This window comes from Arthrobacter sp. MW3 TE3886 (genome assembly GCF_041262145.1).
Classification (GTDB): domain Bacteria; phylum Actinomycetota; class Actinomycetes; order Actinomycetales; family Micrococcaceae; genus Arthrobacter.
Genome location: NZ_JBGCAN010000001.1, coordinates 1,894,337 through 1,914,755 on the forward strand (window position 1 = coordinate 1,894,337; position 20,419 = coordinate 1,914,755).

16 protein-coding genes are annotated in these 20,419 nt (G+C 67.4%); 12 read left to right on the forward strand and 4 right to left on the reverse strand.

The features are described 5' to 3' along the window. Positions 1 to 33: 33 nt before the first annotated feature. Together ABH915_RS08610 and ABH915_RS08615 are read right to left on the reverse strand one after the other, a co-directional pair. Positions 34 to 2,196: a PASTA domain-containing protein gene (locus tag ABH915_RS08610; RefSeq protein ID WP_370119941.1), complete on the reverse strand. Its 2,163-nt coding sequence runs from the start codon at positions 2,194 to 2,196 to the stop codon at positions 34 to 36. A gap of 116 nt (positions 2,197 to 2,312) precedes the next feature. Next, positions 2,313 to 3,710, reverse strand: a complete 1,398-nt coding sequence (locus tag ABH915_RS08615) for a LysM peptidoglycan-binding domain-containing protein (RefSeq protein WP_370119944.1) — start codon at positions 3,708 to 3,710, stop codon at positions 2,313 to 2,315. 307 nt (positions 3,711 to 4,017) lie between these two features. Here ABH915_RS08615 and ABH915_RS08620 point away from each other — a divergent pair, with 307 nt between their 5' ends. Further along, positions 4,018 to 4,371: an Rv2175c family DNA-binding protein gene (locus ABH915_RS08620; protein WP_026266238.1), complete on the forward strand. Its 354-nt coding sequence runs from the start codon at positions 4,018 to 4,020 to the stop codon at positions 4,369 to 4,371. A 123-nt stretch (positions 4,372 to 4,494) separates the two neighbouring features. Here ABH915_RS08620 and ABH915_RS08625 read toward each other — a convergent pair whose 3' ends face one another. Then, positions 4,495 to 5,589, reverse strand: a complete 1,095-nt coding sequence (locus tag ABH915_RS08625) for a polyprenyl synthetase family protein (RefSeq protein ID WP_018772333.1) — start codon at positions 5,587 to 5,589, stop codon at positions 4,495 to 4,497. After that, a complete protein-coding gene (locus ABH915_RS08630; protein WP_370119948.1) occupies positions 5,586 to 6,113 on the reverse strand; it encodes a hypothetical protein in 528 nt (175 codons plus the stop codon). Before ABH915_RS08630 ends, ABH915_RS08625 begins: the two co-directional genes overlap by 4 nt. A gap of 211 nt (positions 6,114 to 6,324) precedes the next feature. Between ABH915_RS08630 and dinB the strand changes: the two genes are divergently transcribed. The 11 genes from dinB to ftsW all read left to right on the forward strand — a co-directional run bounded on the left by dinB (position 6,325) and on the right by ftsW (position 20,419). Beyond that, positions 6,325 to 7,485 (forward strand): DNA polymerase IV, encoded by a 1,161-nt coding sequence (dinB, locus tag ABH915_RS08635; protein WP_370124974.1) that lies wholly within the window; start codon positions 6,325 to 6,327, stop codon positions 7,483 to 7,485. Positions 7,486 to 7,778: 293 nt separating this feature from the next. Next, positions 7,779 to 8,150 carry a DUF3040 domain-containing protein gene (locus ABH915_RS08640; RefSeq protein ID WP_026266239.1) on the forward strand — a complete coding sequence of 124 codons (372 nt, stop codon included), beginning with the start codon at positions 7,779 to 7,781 and terminating at the stop codon, positions 8,148 to 8,150. Positions 8,151 to 8,586: 436 nt separating this feature from the next. After that, the gene (mraZ, locus tag ABH915_RS08645) at positions 8,587 to 9,015 is read left to right on the forward strand and encodes a division/cell wall cluster transcriptional repressor MraZ (protein WP_026266240.1); all 429 of its coding nucleotides are present in this window, start codon (positions 8,587 to 8,589) and stop codon (positions 9,013 to 9,015) included. 224 nt (positions 9,016 to 9,239) lie between these two features. Then, complete coding sequence (gene rsmH, locus ABH915_RS08650) at positions 9,240 to 10,238, forward strand: 16S rRNA (cytosine(1402)-N(4))-methyltransferase RsmH (RefSeq protein WP_370119950.1); 999 nt, start codon at positions 9,240 to 9,242, stop codon at positions 10,236 to 10,238. After that, on the forward strand, positions 10,235 to 10,906 hold the full coding sequence (locus tag ABH915_RS08655; RefSeq protein ID WP_370119952.1) for a hypothetical protein: 672 nt from the start codon (positions 10,235 to 10,237) through the stop codon (positions 10,904 to 10,906). The genes rsmH and ABH915_RS08655 overlap by 4 nt, the downstream gene beginning before the upstream one ends. A gap of 41 nt (positions 10,907 to 10,947) precedes the next feature. Continuing rightward, positions 10,948 to 12,753: a peptidoglycan D,D-transpeptidase FtsI family protein gene (locus ABH915_RS08660; RefSeq protein ID WP_370119955.1), complete on the forward strand. Its 1,806-nt coding sequence runs from the start codon at positions 10,948 to 10,950 to the stop codon at positions 12,751 to 12,753. Between the two features lie 196 nt (positions 12,754 to 12,949). Further along, positions 12,950 to 14,623, forward strand: coding sequence for a UDP-N-acetylmuramoyl-L-alanyl-D-glutamate--2,6-diaminopimelate ligase (locus ABH915_RS08665; protein WP_370119958.1), 1,674 nt, complete (start codon positions 12,950 to 12,952; stop codon positions 14,621 to 14,623). Positions 14,624 to 14,629: 6 nt separating this feature from the next. Next, the gene (murF, locus tag ABH915_RS08670) at positions 14,630 to 16,198 is read left to right on the forward strand and encodes a UDP-N-acetylmuramoyl-tripeptide--D-alanyl-D-alanine ligase (protein ID WP_370119961.1); all 1,569 of its coding nucleotides are present in this window, start codon (positions 14,630 to 14,632) and stop codon (positions 16,196 to 16,198) included. Then, the gene (gene mraY / locus ABH915_RS08675; RefSeq protein WP_018772343.1) at positions 16,195 to 17,304 is read left to right on the forward strand and encodes a phospho-N-acetylmuramoyl-pentapeptide-transferase; all 1,110 of its coding nucleotides are present in this window, start codon (positions 16,195 to 16,197) and stop codon (positions 17,302 to 17,304) included. Before murF ends, mraY begins: the two co-directional genes overlap by 4 nt. Then, positions 17,286 to 18,887: a UDP-N-acetylmuramoyl-L-alanine--D-glutamate ligase gene (murD, locus tag ABH915_RS08680; RefSeq protein ID WP_370119965.1), complete on the forward strand. Its 1,602-nt coding sequence runs from the start codon at positions 17,286 to 17,288 to the stop codon at positions 18,885 to 18,887. Before mraY ends, murD begins: the two co-directional genes overlap by 19 nt. A 2-nt stretch (positions 18,888 to 18,889) precedes the next feature. After that, positions 18,890 to 20,419, forward strand: a complete 1,530-nt coding sequence (ftsW, locus tag ABH915_RS08685; RefSeq protein ID WP_370119968.1) for a putative lipid II flippase FtsW — start codon at positions 18,890 to 18,892, stop codon at positions 20,417 to 20,419.

Consider the following 20,419-nt stretch of genomic DNA (forward strand, 5'->3'; position numbering starts at 1 on the left):
TTGTGGGATGCGAGTGGTCGGAGCGGGGAGCCGTCAGACGACGGTGAGCGTTACGGTCGAGCCCTCCGGGGCCTTCGTGTCCACCGGATCCTGGGCGCGGACCGTGCCGAAGAAACCGCCCAGGATGTTATCGACCTGGACCTTGAAGCCGAGTTTTTCAAGGGCTTCCTGTGCCTCCGAGGCCTGCTTCCCGATAAAGCTGGGCACCTCGACGAGCTTCGGGCCCTTGGAGATGGTCAGGGTGACGGTTCCGCCCTTGGTCAGGTTGCCTGAGGCCGGGTCCTGCGCCAGCACCGCGCCCTTCGGGACGTTCCGGTCGTTGACCGGCTCGGGTGCGACCACGGCCTTCAGTCCGGCGGCTTCCAGGGCACTCACGGCTGCGTCCTGCGCCTGCCCGCGGACATCAGGGACCGGGATGGGCTGCGGGCCCTTGGAGACGGTGAGGCCCACGGGCGTCCCGTGCCGGACCGGGTTGCCGCTGCGCGGAGCCTGGGCAAGGACTGTCCCGGCCGGCGCCTTCTCGTCGAAGGTCTCGGTAATCGGGCCCAAAGCCATCTGGGCGCCGTTGAGCGTGGTCTTGGCCTCGTCCAGGGTCTTGCCGGTCAGTTCCGGCAGCGGGAACAGTTCCGGGCCCTTGGACACGGCCAGGGCCACGGGCTGGAACTTGCGGATGACCTCGCCGGCGGTCGGCTCCGAGCCGACCACGAGGCCGGGTGAGATGTCGTCGTCGAAGACATCCTTGACGGTGGATTGGAAGCCGGCGGTGCGGAGCAGGTCCTGGGCCTCGGCAACGGTCTTGTTCGCCACCGGGGGAATGGTTCCCGGTGAGCCCGGACCCATGCCGAAGAACCAGCCGGCGACGGCGGCGAGCAGCGCCGCGATGACGAGCAGGACGATCCACAGCAAGCCGCGGCGCCGGGGGTTGCCCTCGTGCAGGGTCCTGGTGGGCGTGGCCGCGGCGCGCTGGCGCGCCTTCTCCTCGTCCCGGTCCAGCTTGCGCTGGGCGCGTTTGCTGGGGGCAACCGCACCTTCTGCTGGATCGTCGTACCCGGCGGCGCCGTCGTAGGGTGCCTCGTCCGGGGTGGACAGCGGTCCGTAGGCCGGACGCCGCGGGGCGCCGGACATGACGGTGGTCGGGTTGCCGCTGGTACGGGAGATCATCTCGGTGGGCCGGGCGAGGCTGCCGTACACCTCAGTCTGCAGTTCCGTGGGCATACCGGTGGGGGGCAGCACGTGGGCCGTGTCCTGCCCGTCCGACGCCGGGCGGGCACCGCCGGGCGGCCGGTTTGGCGGTGCTGCCACGGCCGGAAGGGCGCTGCGGACAGCCGCAGGCGGCTGGAGGTCGAGTTCGGCGTCGCTGAGGTTGGTCCTGATATGCCGGAGTTCGGACAACAGGGCGCTGCCGTCGACGGGGCGCTTGTCCGGGTCCCGGTCGGTGCACCACTGGACAAGTTCGTCGATCTCCGCAGCCAGCCCGGGCACCACCAGCGACGGCGCTCCCACGGTGGAATTGACGTGCTGGTAGGCGACCTGGATGGGCACATCGCCGTCGAACGGCTGCCTGCCGGTGATCATTTCGTAGAGCATGATCCCGACCGAATAGATGTCGCTGCGGGCATCTGCCTGCTTCCCCAGGACAAGTTCGGGGGAGAGGTAGGCGACAGTCCCGATCAGGGCGCCGGTGCTTGTGGACGTTGAGATAGCGCGTGCCAGGCCGAAGTCGCCGAGCTTGATCCGCCCGTCGTCGGCGATCAGGACGTTTTCGGGCTTGATGTCCCGGTGGATCATGCCTGCGGCGTGCGCGGCGCCGAGGCCTTCGACGACCGGATCAATTAGCGCTAGGGCCAACCGCGGTGACAGGGCGCCCTTGTCATTGAGGACGTCTCGCAACGTGTGGCCCTTGATGAACTCCATGACCAGATAGGCGAGCCGGCCGTCCTCGCCCTGGTCCAGGACGCCCACGACGTGGGGGTGGGAGAGCCGGGCGGCAGCCTTGGCCTCGCGGCCCAGCCGGTCGAGGAACTGCGGGTCGTCGGCCAGGTGGGGATGGAGCACCTTCAGTGCGACATCACGCTCAAGGCGCTGGTCCGTGGCGAGGTACACGGTGGACATCCCGCCGCGGGCAAGCCTGGATTGAACCTGGTAGCGGTTGTCCACCAGGTTCCCTACGAGAGCATCCGACACGTATTCCTGCACCTTACAATCGTAGTCGCTGGACAGAAACGGGCCCGAATCAACATGCGATCCGGGCCCGTAGCGTCACGCTCCGCCGTAAGGGAGCCTGTGCTGGAATCTGTAGTTAGCCAAACAATTTAGCGGAACAGCTGCCGGTTGGCCTTGATGGCGGCGACGTAGCCCTTGGTGTCCTCGTACATGCCGTTCTGGCTCACCGAGTACTGGCCCTGGTAATAGCCGGCGATCGCAGTGTCCACATCCGGGCTCGTGCGGACCAACTGGCGGATGATCGCGATGCCTGCCGTGGCGTTGTCATACGGGTCCAGCAGGTTCAGTTTGCGGCCCACCAGATCGGAGGCCCATTCGCCGGAGGACGGGATGACCTGCATGGTGCCGATCGCATTGGCCGGTGACACCGCACGCTGGTCGAAGCCGGATTCCTGGAAGGCAAAGGCCAGTGCGAGGCTGGCGTCCACGCCCATGCGCCGGGCCGTGTCCGCCACGATCGACTTCATCTGCTGACGGCTGGGCACCGGAGAGGCGTTGAGCAGCGCCTTGTTCTGGTTGGCCGAGCTCACCACAGCGGCCGGGTAGCTGAACCCGAGGAACGTGCTGGGCACGAGGGGCGTGGTGGTGGCAGGCGTGCTCGACGCCGGTGCGATGGTCGACGCGCCGGGGATGACGAGCTTCTGGCCCGGGTAGATGATGCTCGACATCGTCAGCCGGTTGGCCGACAGGACGTCCGAGAGCCTGACACCGTTGCGGGCCGCGATGCCGGAGAGGGTGTCGCCGGCCTTGATGGTGTAGGAGCCGGCGCTGGCCGGCGTGGGTGCCGACGGCTTGGGTGCGGCGGGAGCGGAGGGGGCAGGCGTGCTGGAACCGCCGCCGACCTTGACCTTCTGGCCGGGATAGATCACCGAGCTCATGCCGAGCCCGTTCCACTTGAAGACCTCCGAAAGCCCAACGCCGTGGCGGGCGGCGATGGCGCTCAGGGTGTCGCCGGGCTTGACAACGTACACGCGGCCCCCGCCCGAGGCGGAAGTCACAGCAGACGTCGCAGGGGCGGTTTTCGCCGGTGCGGACGGTTTGGGCGCCGCCGGGGCCGCCGTCGAGCCCGTGAGCTTGATCTTCTGCCCCGGGTAGATGATGGTGTTCGCCTGCAGATTGTTCAGCTTGAGTACGGCGAAGGTGTCCAGGCCGTAGCGGCCGGCAATGGCACTGATGGTGTCGCCGCGGGCGATCGTGTAGACGGCCGGTGCCGCCGGCTGCGCGGGCCGCAGGGCGCTCGGCAGCGTCACCGGGACGGAGGCGGCCGGGATCACTGCCGCCTTCAGGGATGTCGCCGCGTCAGCCTTTGCCTGGGCGCGCATGGCGGCCGCGAGGGTTGCCGGGACCGAACGCACACGCGGTTCGGCTGCGGCCGGCTGGGCGATCGCCAGGGAGGAAAGCACGACGGCGGGAAGCGCCGCCGTCGTCGCCGCAATAAGCGGCAGGCTGCGCCCCGGACGGAGCTGTGGCGAACGTGAGGTTGTCATTGGAAAGATCCTCTTCTCAGCGGCAACGCTGCGGTCAGGCCGGTAGAACTGGTGTTACCAGTGTGACAAAAGTTATTTCTGTTACAAATGTGATCTATGTGAATGTCTCATGAATTGGCAATTAGCACAAGAACCGTTTGACATTCCGCAATCCCGTTTCCGGTGGAGTGTCGCCCGAAAGTCGTTCCGGCGGCGTCCCGGGTGAAGCCGGGCGGCATTCCGGCGCGGGGGGACGGGTCATGGACGCGGCGTCATTTCTGCGGATGCCGACTAGGCGGCGGGGCACCGGGCGTGGCAATCTTTATGCGTGAGTAATGTAGAAAGCCTCGTGGGCGAATGGCTGCCCCTGCCCGATGTCGCACAGCTTCTGAACGTATCTATCACTAAGGTCCATGCATTGCTGGACGAGCGTGCGCTGGCGGCCGTGAGAATCGGTGACCGGCGCATTCGGTCCGTGCCTGCGGCTTTCATCCAGGACGGGCATGCCGTGGAGAGCCTGAAGGGCACCATTGTGGTCCTCTCGGACGCCGGGTACTCGGATGAGGAACTGATCAACTGGCTCTTTACACCGGACGACTCCCTCCGCGGCCGGCCCATTGACGCCCTGCGGGAAGGGCGCAAGACCGAAATCCGCCGCAGGGCGCAGTCACTGGCCTGGTAAGAGCACGCCGGCAGCAACACTGCGCCGGCAGCATCCCCGGACGTGCCATTAGGGCCGTGCACAGCGCAACCGCCGTGCACGGCCCGCCGCGTTTCCGCGGGCGGTTCCTGCCTTGGGGCCCTATCAGGCGGCGCGGCTGACCGTGGCCTCTGCCAGCCTGCGGAGCGCGGTCTTGGGCAGCTCCTGAAGCGGCAGGAGATCCAGGGCGGCGAAGGCGGCCTTGCCGAACTCCTCGATGAGTACTTCCGTGGCCTGGAGTGCACCGCAGTCCACGATGATCCGCCGGATCTCCTCGATGTCCGCGTCGCTGAGATCGGGGCTGCCCAGCTTGGCGTCGATGAACTCTGATTCGGCCGGCGCGGCCTGGTCCAGGGCGAAGGCGACCAGGACTGTGCGCTTGCCCTCGCGGAGATCGTCCCCGGCAGGTTTGCCGGTGGTGACAGGGTCACCGAAGACGCCAAGGACATCGTCCCGCAGCTGGAACGCCTCGCCGAGCGGCAGGGCGAAGGCGGAATAGCCGCGCAGCAGCTCGTCGCCGGCGCCGGCCAGGGCGCCGCCGAGGGCGAGCGGGTGCTCGGTGGAGTACTTGGCCGATTTGAACCGGATGATGGACTGGGCCCGGCTGACGGCCCCGGCCCGGTCCCGCCTGGGCCCGGCGACCTCTTCCAGGATGTCGAGGTACTGCCCGGCCATCACTTCCGCGCGCATGAGGTTGAAGATCAGCCGTGCCGGGCTGCCGGAGGCGGCCCGGTGTCCGATCTCCGTGAACGATTCCTCGCTGAAGGACAGGCAGAGATCCCCGGTCAGGATCGCTGCCGCGTGGCCGAACCGTTCGCTGTCCAGCGCCCAGCCCTGGGCCTCGTGCAGTTCAATGAACCTGCGGTGGACACTGGGGCCGCCCCGGCGGGTGTCCGAGCGGTCAATGATGTCATCGTGGATCAGGGCCGCGGCTTGGAACAGCTCGAGGGCCGAGCCGGCGGTGACCACCTCGGCGGCGCCGGCTTCCCCGCCGGCTCCGCGCCATCCCCAGTAGCACATGAGCGCCCGCAGGCGCTTGCCGCCCGTGACCAGATTCGAGATCGAGCCCATGAGCGGATCGATGTCCTGGGAGATCGAGGACATGACGGCCTGGCGGCTGGTCAGGAACTCGGTGAGCTTGCCGGCGACGGCGGCCACGAAATCCGCCTGCTCGAGCCGCAGCTGTTCGGCGAGACTCACTTGACGGACTCGGCAGCGACGTTCGCGCCGATCGTGAACGTGGACACCCCTGTGGTCTGCATGACGGAGATGTTCACGGTTTCGTTGTCCCCCCGCAGGAAGTCTTTGGAAGGCAGGGCGCCGACGGTTTCGCCGGGCACGGCCTTGAAGCCCTGCGCCTGGAGCCCCTTGGTGTAGAAAGCCAGGACATCGGCGGCGGGGGCGGTGGTGCTGCCGACCAGCGCCGCGGTCGCCGGCACGGTGGTTTTGTCGAAGCTGCTCGAAACCACCTGCGCCCCGGGCATCAGCGGCAGGAGTTTCTGCGGGAACCCGGGCACCAGGGCACCCACTGTGGCTGACGTTCCGGGCTCTGCGGAAGGGCTGGGGGGAGCCGTGGTGGAGGACTGCGCAGAGGCGTCCGGGGTCGACGCCGGCGACGACGCCGGGCTCCCGGTGCCGGCAGGCGTGCATGCGGCCAAGGCCAATAGCGCGCCCGCCGCCGCGATGGCGGCTGCGGCACGTTTGCGCTGTCCAAATACCTTCACAGGGACTTTCCTCCTGGGGTTGAAGCGGAATCAGCCTCCAGTTTAGTCAGTCCCCGGGCATAGGATTGAAGACGTGGGGCCGGACGCAGAGAATCAGCAGGGAACGCAGACGAATATGCACCCCCACGTGCGCCCGAATGCGCAGCCCCCGGTCCCGCCCCCCGGCAGCCCGGGCGGGGATTCCCTGGTGGAACTGCGGCGCAGCAGCATCATGCATGTGGACATGGACGCCTTCTTTGTCTCCGTGGAGCTGCGCAGCCGGCCCGAGCTGAAGGGAAAGCCCGTGATTGTGGGCTATCCGGCGGACCGCTCCGTGGTGCTCTCCGCGTCCTATGAGGCCCGCGCATTCGGCGTCAGATCTGCGATGCCCATGGTGGTGGCGGCGCGCATGTGCCCCTCGGCTGTCATCATCGAGCCCCGCCACAAGCTCTACTACGAAGTGTCCGGCCAGATCATGGCAATCTTTGGTTCCATCACCGACCTCGTCGAGCCACTCAGCGTGGACGAGGCGTTCCTGGATGTCGGGGGAGCTATCCGGCGGCTCGGTCCGCCACGGGAGATTGGCGAACTCATCCGGGCGCGCGTGTTCCGGGAACTGGGCATTACGGCATCGGTGGGCATAGCCGCCAGCAAGTTTGTGGCCAAGATCGCGTCCACCCGCTGCAAGCCGGACGGCCTGCTGCTGATCAGGCCGGAGGAAACCGTCCCCTACCTGCACAGCCTTCCCGTCAGTGCGCTCTGGGGAGTCGGCGGCAAGACCGTGGAGGTGCTGGCCCGCCGGGGTATCAGGACGGTGGCGGACGTCGCCGCGTCGCCGCTGCCCTCGCTGCGCAAGCTGCTGGGCGCATCGGGGGAGCACGTCTACCGGCTCTCCTGGGGCATCGATCCGCGGCCCGTGACGCCGGTCCGCCTGGAAAAGAGTATTGGAGCCGAGGAGACATTCGCCACGGACACCGCGGATGACGCACTGCTTCACCGGGAGCTGCTGCGCCTTTCGCACCGGACAGCGGAGCGCCTCCGCAGCGCCGGCATGCACGCCCGCACCGTGGCGCTCAAGCTGCGCTACGCCGACTTTTCCACCATTACCCGCAGCCGCACCGTGAGCACACCGATCGACAGCGCCCAACTCCTTTACGCGGTGGCGGTGCAGCTCCTGGAATCGGTGGGGGAGCGGCCCATGACAGTCCGGCTGGTCGGCATCCGGGCCGAACAGCTCGAAGAGGCCGCCGACGCCCCGCTTCAGCTCAGCCTTGACCGCCGGGACGACAACTGGCGGGCCGCCGAACAAGCCCTCGATGCTGTCGCCCGGAAATTCGGCAACAAGTCCGTTCTTCCGGCCCGGCTCCTGGATTCCGGGGGCACCCCCGAGTGAGCCCGACAGGACCTCTGGCGGGGGCGCCCGTGCCCAAGGGTTCCGGCGGCGAAAGGGCCTTAAGACTGTCTTTCAGAACAGGCCGCGACAATCTATCCTTATTAATACCTAGGTTTAGGACTACTGGATCGACCGTTCGGGCGACCTAGCCAGCTGAGACCGGCGCGGGAGAGCTGAATTGACCCTTTTCACCAATGGCGGTGACGGGGGAACCACTTCGGAATCCCGGGCGTTAGGCAATTAGGGCAATGGCCACGTCATGCCCGGACGTTGGCAGACTTGAGGAGGTCGTGATGCCGCTCTCGGAACACGAACAGAAGTTGCTGGAGCAACTTGAGAAGCAGCTGCATGAGGACGACCCAAAGTTTGCAAGCTCGATGGGATCGGTCCCCGGGCGCTCATGGTCCACCCGCCACCTGGTCATCGGCGTGCTCGCGACTCTCGCGGGCGTGCTGCTGTTGTTGGTCGGGGTGTCGATGCAAAACATCTTTGTCGGGGTCCTCGGCTTTGTGGTGATGGGCGCCGGAGTCTATTTCGCCACTATGCGCAGTTCTGCGGTCGGCAAGGCCCGGGCAACGGGCGGCCGCAAGCAGGGCAAGCCCAGGAGTTCGTTCATGAGCAACCTTGAGCAGCGCTGGGACGAACGGCACGGGGGCGAGTCCTGAGCCGCTCTGTGACGGCCCCCTAAAGTCCTCCACTTCCCGCCACCGGCCCGCCGGGGAGCGGCGCGAGACCCGCTTCGGCGGGTCTTTCGCCATTTAACGCGGCAATTTGCCACGCGTTTGCTGCAGCCTTGCTGGGATTTGGCGGCGGTGGGTCCGCAAAACGGGACGACGGCGCCGAACTATTCCGCTCCGACGCCGGTGTGCGCCCCCAATCGGTGCGCGGCGTGAGGCAAGCAGGCAAATTCGCTCCACTTTCCCCCACCAGTCCCGATTCCCTGCAAATGCTGGGAAGAAATGGAATAAACATCCGCAGATTTGTCCAAACATCCCGGGCGTGTCGTTGACTGTGGAGCGATGTGGAGTAATGTGGAGGGCGTAAGAGGGTAGTGGCAGCACAGGGGACGTTGGACTTCCTAAAACAGACAGGCGGTGGGCCGTGTTTCTCGGCACACATTCGCCGCGTCTGGATGAAAAAGGTCGAATTATCCTCCCCGCGAAGTTCCGAGAGGAACTTGCCGGCGGGCTGGTTCTCACAAGAGGCCAGGAGCGTTGCATCTACGTCTTCAGTGAGGCGGAATTCGGCCGGGTTCACGAGCAGATGCGGGAGGCTCCAATTTCCTCCAAGCAGGCACGTGACTACATCCGTGTTTTCCTCTCTGGAGCCTCGGACGAGGTACCTGACAAGCAGGGGCGCGTGACGATTCCGCCGGCGCTCCGGGAGTATGCAGGTCTTGGCCGGGAACTCGCCGTCATTGGCGCAGGATCCCGCGCGGAGATCTGGGACGCCCAGGCCTGGAATGAGTACCTGGCCGAAAAGGAAACCGCCTTCTCGGAAACAGACGACGCCATCCCGGGGATTCTCTGAACCCCCACTGATCCACCAGCAAACAACGTTCCTTGATCGAGATCTCCAGCCGCCCATCCGGTTGTTGTCCTGGCTCACTTCCCCGGAGCCAGGCCGGCGCAGGATAGGCGCGGATGGGGATCTGGACCAAGGAACGTTGCGTAAGAGCAGTACCAAGCAACGCGCAACCAGCAAAGCGCAACCCCGCAAGGCGCAACCAACAAGGCCAACGAAAGGATGAAGGCATGACGGATCCCGACCAGGCGAAGCCGACGTCCGAACGCCATGTACCGGTCCTCAAGGACCGGTGCATCAATTTGTTGGCCCCCGGCATCGAGGCCGCCCGGAGCCGCGGCGAGACCCCCGTGGTGATCGACGCGACGCTCGGCATGGGCGGTCACTCCGAGGCACTCCTGCAGCGCTTCCCGGACCTTCACCTGATCGGCATCGACCGCGACGAGGAAGCCCTGGCGCTGGCGGGGGCCCGGCTGGCGCCCTTCGAGAACCGGACCGACCTCGTGCACGCCGTCTACGACGAAATCCCGGACGTCCTCGAGGACCTGGGCTTCACCGAAGTCCACGGTGTGCTCATGGACCTTGGCGTCTCATCGCTCCAGCTGGACGAGCGGGAGCGTGGGTTCGCCTACTCCTTCGACGCGCCCCTGGACATGCGGATGGACACCAGCCGCGGGCAGACGGCCGCCGACGTCGTCAATAATTACAGCGAAGAAGACCTCGTCCGGATCATCCGGAAATGGGGCGAAGAGAAGTTCGCCGGCCGCATCGCGAACAGGATCGTGGCCGCGCGCGCCGAAAAGCCCTTCACCACCACCGGCGAACTGGTCGATCAGATCAAGGCCGTGGTGCCAGCCGGTGCCGCCAAATCCGGCGGCCACCCCGCGAAACGCACTTTCCAGGCGCTCCGGATCGAGGTCAACGAGGAACTGGACGTCCTCGAGCGCGCCATCCCGGCAGCGATCGAGGCCATCGCCCTCGGCGGCCGTGTGGTGGTCATGTCCTACCACTCCCTGGAAGACAAGATTGTCAAGGGCTTCTTCCAGGCCGGATCGAAGTCCTCGGCACCGCTCGGCTTCCCGGTCGAGCTCGAAGAGCACAAAGCCGAACTCAAGACCCTGACGAAGGGCACCGAGGTACCCACCGCCGCTGAAATCGCCGAAAACCCCCGCGCAGCTTCCGCCCGGCTGCGCGCCGTCGAACGCATCAAAGCCAGGAGAGCCGCATGAGCACCGCCGCCGTCAACAGCTACCCCGTTGCCCAGGGCGCCACTGCCCGTGCCCTGCCCGGCCTCCGCCCCGGCCTTGACCAGCCCCGCAAGGCACGCACCCCGCTTTCGGTGGTCCGCTCCGTGCCGCGCAAGCGCCGCGCACCATTCGTGGTCCTCTGCTTCGGACTTCTGGCGATTGCCCTCATGGCCGTGCTGGTCCTGAACATCTCCGTCTCCTCTGCCCAGTACCAGCTGGTCCAGCTCCGCAGTGAGCAGACCACCCTGACCAAGCAGAACCAGGACCTTACCCAGCAGGTCCAGAATTTCGACGCGCCGCAGAACCTCGCGGCCAAGGCAACGGAACTGGGCATGGTGGCTTCCGTCGCCAAGGGCCAGATCGATCTCTCGACCCTCAGCGTCACCGGCAAGGCCAAACCGGCGGTCAAGGGTGATGCCCCGGGCGCCGTCATCGCCGCACCGGCCGTCGCCGGGCAGCTCACGGTGGTCCCGCCGGTCACGGAGAACGAGCCCCTCGCCCAGCGCAAGCCGGCGGACACCAAACCGGCGGACACAGTTAAGGCGCCGGCGGCTGCGAAGCCCGCCCCCGCACCGAAACCTGCCGCCCCTGCCGTGGAGCTCCACGGCGGATCGGTGCCCGCCCCCGCACAGAAGACGCCGGGGCAGTAACGTTCACTGACCACCAGCAAGGCAAGCAGCAAGGACTCACCGTGGCGAAGAACTCCGGCAGGGCAAGCAAGGCGAAAGCCCCAAACGCCACCCGGCGGCTCCGCGTGGGGCTCGGCATCATGCTGGCGCTCCTGCTGGTGGTCGGCGGCAAGCTGTTCATGGTCCAGGGCCTGGACATCGGAGGCATGGCTGAGGCCGCCCTCAACAACCGGCTCACGCCCACCGTGCTGCCTGCGGAGCGCGGCAGCATCCTCGATTCCTCCGGCACGGTCCTGGCCAGCAGCGTCATCCGCTACAACGTCGTGGTGGACCAGACGGTCAACACCAAAACCGAGTCCTTCCGCCGGCTCGAGACCATCAACGGCAAGGACGAGCTCGTCAAGGTCACCCGGGACCAGGGCATCTCCGAACTCGCCGCCGTGCTCGGCATGGACCGCGGCATCCTGCGCGATGCCCTGACCGGAACCCAGCGCTACTACATCGTGGCCAAGGACCTGAAGCCGGACATCGAGGACAAGGTGTCCAAGCTGCAGATTCCCGGTATCGTCACCGAAGGCACCAGCAAGCGGGTCTATCCCAACGGCGCCGTGGCCGGCGGAATTGTCGGATTCCTCAAGGACGGCAGCACCGGACAGGCGGGCCTCGAGCAGACCCAGGACGAGATCCTCAAAGGGACACCGGGTAAGCGCCTGTTTGAAATCGGCGCCGACGGACTGCGCATCCCCGTGGGCGTGGACCAATTGACGCCGGCGGTGAACGGCAAGGACATCAAACTCACGCTGAACTCGGACCTGCAGTACTTTTCCCAGCAGGCGATCCAAAGCCAGAAGGACAAGCTCAGCGCCGAGTGGGGCGTGATTGTGGTCCAAGACGCCAAGACCGGCAACATCGTGGCCATGGCCGATACCGACTCCCCGGATCCGAACGACCCCGGCAAGGTTGCCGCCGAGGACCGCGGGGTCCGGGCCGTCACCGCCGCCTACGAGCCCGGCTCGGTGGAGAAGATGATCACGGCCGCAGCTGCGATCCAGGAAGGGAAGTCCAGCCCGCTGGACAGGTTCACCATTCCACCGACCTACACCGTGGACGGACAGACCTTCAGCGACGCGTTCGAACACGGCACCGAGCAACGGACGCTGGCGGGGATTGTCGGCTACTCCATGAACACCGGCACAGTCATGGTGGGCCAGCGCCTAAGCAAGGACCAGCGCTATGACTGGCTGCGGAAGTTCGGCATCGGCGAGGCCCCCGACATCGGTTTGCCGGCCGAATCCAAGGGCATCCTGACCCCGGCCGACCAGTGGGACGGACGCCAGCAGTACACCGTGCTCTTCGGCCAGGGCGTCGCCCAAACCACCCTCCAGACTGTCCGGGCCTACCAGAGCATCGCCAACGACGGCGTGATGCTCCAGCCGCGCCTGATCGACAGCTACATCAACCCGGACGACGGTGCCGAGGAAAAAGTCCCGGCCAAGGCCCCGCAGCAGGTTGTCTCCAAGGAGACCGCCAAACAGGTCCGCGACATCCTTGAGAGCGCCGTAACCGAGGGCGAGATCAAGGAAGCCGCGATCGACGGGTACCGGGTGGGCGCCAAGACGGGCACATCCGAATCACCCTGCGACGACGGCAAATCAGGGTTCTGCGGCTATACGGCCTCCATCATCGGAATGGCGCCCATGGACGATCCGCGGTTTATTGTTGAGGTGGTCCTGCAACGGCCCAAGGGAAGCATCTTCGGAATCACCAACGGACCGGTGTTCCGTTCGGTGATGAGCCAGACGCTGCGCACTTTCAACGTCCAGCCCTCCACCGGCGAACCCGCGAGGCTGCCGCAGTACGCCAAGTAGCGCCTGTTCCACCCGGCGCCCGGAAGTCACCAGCCGGCGCCACACCCACTGCCTGCGCGCCGGAAACACGTCTGCGTGCGAGGGCCCGGTCCACCGGGTCCCGATCAGTTCAGTGCCCGATTCATTCAGTGCCAGATTTCATTCAGTGCCCGATTAGTTCAGTGCCCGATCCACTAGCACCACAACGGAGATCCACTTGTCAGAGCTCACCGACCCCGATGCTTCCGCGCCGTCCGGCCATGACTCCACCCCGGGCTTCCGGCCCACTGCGGTTGCCGCAGTGCCGCTGGCAGCCATCGGCGCGGCGATCGGCGTCGCCGTACCCGGGGTGTCCGGCTCCGTCCCGGTCACCGGGATCTCCCTGAACTCCCGGTCGGTCCGCCCGGGAGACCTGTACGTGGCCCTGCCGGGCGCCACACGGCACGGGGCCGACTTCGTGTCCCAGGCCGTCGACGCCGGCGCCGTGGCGGTCCTGACAGACGACGCCGGGGCGCGCCTGCTGGCCCTGGGCCACGACATCGCCGTCCCGGTGCTGCTGGCCGGCGAGCCGCGCAGCGTGGTCGGCCGGCTGTCCGCACTCATCTACCAGAGCAGGCCCGACGGAGCCGGGGCACCGGCCCTCTTCGGGGTGACAGGCACCAACGGCAAGACCACCACCACCTATTTCATCAATGCCCTGCTGCGGGCGCTGGGCAAGCGGACCGGGCTGATCGGGACGATTGAGATCCTGGCCGGCGGGGAGCCGATCCCGAGCCTGCTGACCACTCCCGAATCCACGGATGTGCACGCCCTGCTGGCGCTCATGCGCGAACGCGGGCTCGATGCCGCCTCCATGGAGGTTTCCTCGCACGCCGTGTCCTTCCACCGCGTCGACGCGGTGGTGTTCGACGTCGCCGGCTTCACGAACCTCACCCAGGACCACCTGGACCTGCACGGGACCATGGAGGAGTACTTCCAGACCAAAGCCCGGCTGTTCACGCCGGAACGCGCCCGCGCCGCCGTGGTCACCATCGACGATGACTGGGGCCGGAAACTCGCGGCCGCCGCCGAAATCCCGGTCACGACCCTGGCCACGGCCGGGACCGACGGCGCCGGGCCGGCGGACGCCGAGGGCACCGCCGACCGGACCGCGGACTGGACTGTCGTCCGGACCGTTCCGCGGGGCCTCGGCTCCGACTTCGTCCTCCGGCACCGCGACGGCGCCGAGCTGCGCGTCCACACCGGCCTGCCGGGCGGCTTCAACGTCGCCAACGCCGCACTGGCCACAGTGATGGTCCTCGCCGGCGGCCACGAGCCGGCCGCCGTGCAGGCCGCCCTCGACGCCGCCGACCCTTTCACCGTCGCGGTGCCCGGCCGGATGCAGCTCGTGTCCACCGCCCCGGCCGCCGTGGTGGACTTCGCGCACAACCCCGACGCCCTGGCCCGTGCCCTCGAAGCCGTCCGGTCCCCGGAACCCGGATCCAAGGTGATCATCGTTTTCGGCGCCACCGGACAGCGGGACCAGGGCAAACGCCCCGCCATGGGGGCCATCGCGGCCCGGCTGGCGGACACCGTGATTGTCAGCGACGACGACCCCCACGACGAGGACGCGGCAGCCATCCGCGCGGACGTCCTTGCCGGGGCCCTGGCGGCCAAGGACGACGAAGGCCTGGACTGCACAGTCTTGGAGGTCTTCCCGCGCGACGCCGCCATCCTGAAAGCCGTAGAGCTCGCCGGAGCCGGGGACACCATCCTCGTGGCCGGGCGCGGGCACGAGGTGTGGCAGGAAGTTAAGGGAGTCAACCTGGCACTGGATGACCGGGTGGAGCTTCGGAACGCCTTGACAGCACGGGGATTCACCGTTCTCGAAGACCACCGGATAGAGTCCTAAACCGAGATGATTGCATTTACAGCGGCGGAAATCGCCGACATAACCAACGGCCGGCTCGCCGCGGAACCGGGAATTACCCCCGCCTCCGTGGTGACCGACTCCCGCGAGGCCACGGCGGGTTCCCTCTATGTGGCCAAACCGGGGGAGAACGCCGACGGACATGACTTCGTCGGCGCCGCCTTTGACCGGGGCGCCGTGTTGGCGCTCGTGGAGCGCGAAGTGGCCGACGCCGCCGGCACGGGCTATCCCGCCGTCGTCGTTGAGGACGCCGTCCTGGCCATGGGCGCACTGGCCGCCGAAGCCGTCCGCCGGATCCGGGCCAGCCGCGCCGCGGCCGGCGCCGCGTTCACCGTGGTCGGCATCACCGGCTCCGCGGGCAAGACCACCACGAAGGACCTGCTCGCCGGGATCTTCGCGGCCGCCGGCGCCGACGGCGCCACAGTTGCGCCGCAAGGGTCCTACAACGGCGAGATCGGCGTGCCGCTCACGGTCTTCAAAGCCGACTTCGACACCCGCTACCTCGTCATCGAGATGGGCGCCACGGGCATCGGCCACATCCAATACCTCGCGGACATGGTCCGGCCGGAGATCGGCGTCGTCCTCGGCGTCGGCTCCGCCCACGCCGGGGAGTTCGGCGGCGTCGACAACATCGCAGTCGCCAAGGGCGAACTCGTGGAGGCGCTCCCGGCCGGGGGCACCGCCGTGCTGAACCTGGACGACTCCCGCGTCGCCGCGATGGCCACCCGGACCCGGGCCCGTGTGCTCGGCTTCACCTCACGCGCGGCCGGCACAGACGAGGACCACAGCGTCCAGGCCGATGTGGCCCAGGCCGATGTGGTGAGGGCCGCGGATGTGGAACTGAACGCGGACGGGCACCCGGAATTTGAGCTCTACCTCCCTGCCGACGTCACGGCGCAGCAGGAAGCAACCCGGCACCACGTCGCCGCCAAGCTGATCGGCGCCCATCACATGGCCAACCTCCTCGCGGCTGCGGCCGCGGCGCACGCGGCCGGCATCCCCGGCGCGCAGATCGCGGCTTCGCTCAGCGCCCAGACCGCCGCCAGCCGCTGGCGGATGGAGCGCACGGAGCGTCCCGACGGCGTGACCGTCATCAACGACGCCTACAACGCCAACCCGGAGTCCATGCGGGCAGCATTGCGGACACTGGCCGAGCTGGGCCAGGGCCGCCGCACGTGGGCGGTCCTGGGCGCCATGCTGGAACTGGGCCCGGATTCCATCCGCGAGCACATGGCAGTCGGCACCCAGGTGGTGCGGCTGAACATCTCCCGGCTCGTCGTGGTGGGCCGGGAGGCGCGGTCGCTGTATGTCTCAGCCGTCAACGAGGGCTCCTGGGGCGACGAATGCGTTTTCGCCGAGACGGCGGACGAGGCCTACGATCTTCTCCAAGCCGAGCTCCAGCCCGGCGACCTGGTCCTGTTCAAGTCATCGAACGGCATCGGGCTGCGCCACTTGGGGGATCGGATAGCATTACCCCCACGTGCCACCCAAGACTCTCCCGAGCGACCTGCTGAGGGAACTGCCGCAACCGCCAACGAAGGGAGTGCACAGCTGTGATTGCACTGCTGATGGGCGCCGGAATGGCGCTGCTCCTCGCGTTTGTGGGCACCCCGTTGTTCATACGCTTCCTGGTCCGCAAGGGCTACGGCCAATTCATCCGGGACGACGGACCCACCTCCCACCACACCAAGCGGGGCACGCCCACGATGGGCGGCACCGTTGTGGTCGTGGCGGTCCTGGTCAGCTATGGGCTCACGCACCTGATCATGTGGATGATGAACCCGCACTCACCGGGGCCAAGCGCCTCCGGGCTGCTCCTGCTGTTCCTCATGGTGGGCATGGGGCTGGTCGGGTTCCTGGATGACTTCATCAAGATCTCCAAGCAGCGCAGCCTGGGCCTGGACGCCAAGGCCAAGCTGATCCTCCAGGGCGCGGTTGGCATCATCTTTGCCGTGCTGGCGCTGAACTTCCCGAATGCCGCGGGCCTGACCCCCGCTTCCACCCAGATCTCGCTGGTGCGCGATATTCCGTGGCTCAACCTCGCGTTCGCCGGAACCGTGCTCGGCGCCATCTTGTTTGTGCTGTGGTCCAACCTGATCGTCACGGCCGCGACCAACGGCGTGAACCTCACCGACGGCCTCGACGGCCTGGCCGCCGGCGCTTCCGTCATGGTGTTCGGGGCCTACACGCTCATGGGCATCTGGCAAAGCAACCAGGCCTGCGGATCCCCGCGGCAGGCAGGCAGCGGCTGCTACTCGGTCCGCGACCCCCTGGACCTGGCCCTGCTGGCCGCCATCCTGAGCGCGGCGATGGTCGGGTTCCTGTGGTGGAACACCTCGCCCGCGAAGATCTTCATGGGCGACACCGGCTCCCTTGCCATCGGCGGCGCCGTCGCCGCCTTCGCCATCCTGTCCCGCACCGAACTGCTGCTGGCCTTCATCGGCGGGCTCTTCGTCCTCATCACGCTCTCGGTCATCATCCAGGTGGGCTACTTCAAACTCACCAAGGGCAAACGGTTCTTCAAGATGGCACCGCTGCAGCACCACTTCGAGCTCAAGGGCTGGGCCGAAGTCACCGTGGTGGTCCGGTTCTGGATCCTGTCCGGGTTGTTTGTCGCCGCCGGCCTGGGCATCTTCTACGCCGAATGGGTGGTGCTGCTGTGACCGGTCCCATCCCCGCCCCGCTCACCACCTCGCCCCGGCTGCAGGGACTCACCACCTGGGATTCCGACTGGTCCGGCCTGCGCGTCGTGGTCACCGGCATCGGCGTCTCCGGCTTCGCCGCCGCCGATACCCTCATTGAACTCGGCGCCCGCGTGGTGGTGGTGGATGCCGCCACCAGCGCCAAGGCGCTGGCCCAGGCCGACACACTCAAGATCGTCGGCGCGGTGGACGTCCTGCTGGGCGAGGAAGCGGTGGAGTCCGTCCCGAAGATCGACGGGCAGAAGCCGGACCTCGTAGTCACGTCCCCGGGCTGGCGCCCGGACCAGGCCCTGCTCGCCGCCGCGGCGCGGGCGCACATCCCGGTGTGGGGCGACGTCGAGCTCGCCTGGCGGCTCCGCGAACGCGAGGGCCGCAAGACCGCCGACTGGCTGGCCATTACCGGCACCAACGGCAAGACCACCACGGTGGGCCTGACCGAGTCCATGCTCCAGGCCGCCGGACTGAAGGCGATCGCCGTGGGCAACGTCGGCACCCCGATCCTGGACGCCCTGCGCGACCCCGTGGACTACGACGCCTTCGCGGTCGAACTGTCCAGTTTCCAGCTGCACTGGAGCCACTCGGTGTCGCCGGTGGCCAGCGTGTGCCTCAACGTCGCTGAAGACCACGTGGACTGGCACGGCTCCTACGCCTCCTACCTGGCCGACAAGGCCAAGGTCTACGCGAACACGCAGAAGGCCTGCATCTACAACGCCGAGCAGATCGAGACCGAACGCATGGTCGAGGACGCGGACGTGGTGGAAGGCTGCCGGGCCGTGGGCTTCACCACGCTGACGCCGGCCATCAGCATGCTCGGCGTCGTGGAGGGGCTGCTGGTGGACCGGGCGTTCATCGCAGAACGCAAGGACAGCGCGGCCGAACTCGCCTCGATCGCCGACCTGGGGCCGGTGGCTCCGCGCCACATGGTGGCCAACGCGCTGGCAGCCGCCGCCCTGGTCAGGGCCTACGGGGTGGAGCCATCGGCTGTGCGCCAGGGCCTGCTGAACTACCTCCCGGGAGACCACCGGATCCAGCTGGTGGCCCGGCATGAGGGGGTGCTCTGGATCAACGATTCCAAGGCCACTAACCCGCATGCCGCCGCCGCCTCGTTGTCCGCGTTCCAGAATGTGGTGTGGATCGCGGGAGGCTTGTCCAAGGGTGTGAATTACGACTCCCTGATCCAGGAACAGGGCAGCCGGCTCAAGGCCGTGGTCCTGATCGGCGCGGACTCCAGCGATCTGCAGGCCGCCCTGGAGCGACACGCGCCGGATGTCCCCGTGATCGGGCAGGGCAAGGGCGAGACTGAAGACGTGCAGACTGCCGGTACGGCCAAAGCCGACGCAGGCCCTTCGCCGATTTTCGGCGAGACTGTGATGGCCCAGGCCGTTGCCTCGGCGGCGCAGCTCGCCGCCTCCGGGGACACCGTGCTGCTGGCCCCGGCGGCTGCTTCCATGGACCAGTTCTCTTCCTATGCTCACCGTGGCGATGCCTTCATCGAAGCTGTCCGCGAGCTCGTGGAAGGGCAGGCTCAGACCAGCGAGGAGTAACAATGGTCAGCACGCCCACACGTACGACGGCGGCACGAGCCACCGCCGGGGCCACCAGCGGCACTAAGACGCCTTCGGCGGCCCCGTCAACGGCCGGCAGGCCCGCCGTCACGCCCGCGGCCCGGGTGCGTGCCTGGAACCGCGGGTTCTGGTCCGCACTGGAAGGCACCGGCAAGTCCCGCAACGGATCCACGTACTACCTGATCCTTGGCTCCACCCTGGCCCTGACGGCGATCGGCATCATGATGGTCCTCTCAGCCTCCAGCGTGGAAGCGATCGCCGCGGGGGAGTCGCCGTACTCCGCCGCCCTCAAACAGGGCGGATTCGCCGCGATTGGCGTCTTCGCGATGTTTGTCCTCTCACGCGTGAACGTCGTCTGGCTCAGGCGCTTCGCCTGGCCGCTCATATTCCTGGCCATCGCCCTGCTGGGCCTGGTCCTTCTCGTGGGACGCAGCGCCCTGGGCAACCAGAACTGGATCGACGTCGGACCGTTCACCTTCCAGCCCTCCGAAGCCGCCAAGCTTGCCCTTGCGCTCTGGATGGCCACGGTGCTTGACCGCAAAGCCAAGCTCCTCCACGAATGGCGCCACGCGCTCATTCCGGTCGTGCTCCCGGGCGCCATTGCGGTCCTGGGCCTCATCCTGGCCGGAAACGACCTCGGGACGGCCATGATCGTGATGATCATCGTGGCCGCCGCGCTGTTCTTCGCCGGCGTGCGGCTTTACCTTTTCGGCTTCGCCGGGGCGGTCCTGGCCCTTGGCGCGACGATCCTCGCCGTTACGAGCCCGAACCGGATGTGCCGCATCCTGTCCTGGACGGGCCAGACCTGCGCCGACGGCTCGGACCTGAACTACCAGTCCACCAACGGCCTGTACGGGCTCGCGTCCGGCGGCTGGTTCGGCGTCGGACTGGGACAGAGCCGGCAGAAGTACAGCTGGATCCCGGAAGCGCACAACGACTTCATTTTCGCGATCATCGGCGAGGAACTCGGACTGGTCGGCACGCTCGTCGTCCTGGTCCTGTTCGCCATCCTCGGCACTGCCATCTACCGGGTGGTCGTCGCCCAGCACGATGTCTTCCACCGCGTCCTGGCCGGCACGATCATGGTCTGGCTGCTGGGCCAGGCCAGCGTCAACATGGCCGTGGTCACCGGGCTCGCACCCGTGATCGGTGTCCCGTTGCCCTTCATCTCCTACGGCGGCTCCGCCCTGCTGATGTCGCTGTGTGCCATCGGCGTCGTCCTGTCCCTGGCCCGGGCCCAGATGGAACCCGGCATGCAGCCGAAGAAGATGCTCAAGTTCGGCCCGGCCGCCTTCGCCAATTCCGTGCGGAGGGCCCGCGCTGCCCGGGCCGCAAAGACTGCCGCCAGCCGGTCCGCCGCCAGCACCGCCTCCAGCCGATCCGCCGCCCGCACCGCAGCCCGTCCCAAGGCCCCCGCAGGCAAGAACCCCGCCAAGGCCCCCGCAGGCAAGAATCCCGCCAAGCCTCCCGCAGCCAAGAACCCTGCCGCCAAGAACCGTACGAAAGCGTAA

What these genes read in the sequence shown, in the direction of transcription:
- ABH915_RS08615 (WP_370119944.1), bottom strand. Translation starts at nt 3,710, where the DNA reads ATGACAACCTCACGTTCGCCACAGCTCCGTCCGGGGCGCAGCCTGCCG.
- dinB (WP_370124974.1), top strand. Translation starts at nt 6,325, where the DNA reads ATGCATGTGGACATGGACGCCTTCTTTGTCTCCGTGGAGCTGCGCAGC.
- ABH915_RS08640 (WP_026266239.1), top strand. Translation starts at nt 7,779, where the DNA reads ATGCCGCTCTCGGAACACGAACAGAAGTTGCTGGAGCAACTTGAGAAG.
- rsmH (WP_370119950.1), top strand. Translation starts at nt 9,240, where the DNA reads ATGACGGATCCCGACCAGGCGAAGCCGACGTCCGAACGCCATGTACCG.
- ABH915_RS08655 (WP_370119952.1), top strand. Translation starts at nt 10,235, where the DNA reads ATGAGCACCGCCGCCGTCAACAGCTACCCCGTTGCCCAGGGCGCCACT.
- murF (WP_370119961.1), top strand. Translation starts at nt 14,630, where the DNA reads ATGATTGCATTTACAGCGGCGGAAATCGCCGACATAACCAACGGCCGG.
- murD (WP_370119965.1), top strand. Translation starts at nt 17,286, where the DNA reads ATGGGTGGTGCTGCTGTGACCGGTCCCATCCCCGCCCCGCTCACCACC.
- ftsW (WP_370119968.1), top strand. Translation starts at nt 18,890, where the DNA reads ATGGTCAGCACGCCCACACGTACGACGGCGGCACGAGCCACCGCCGGG.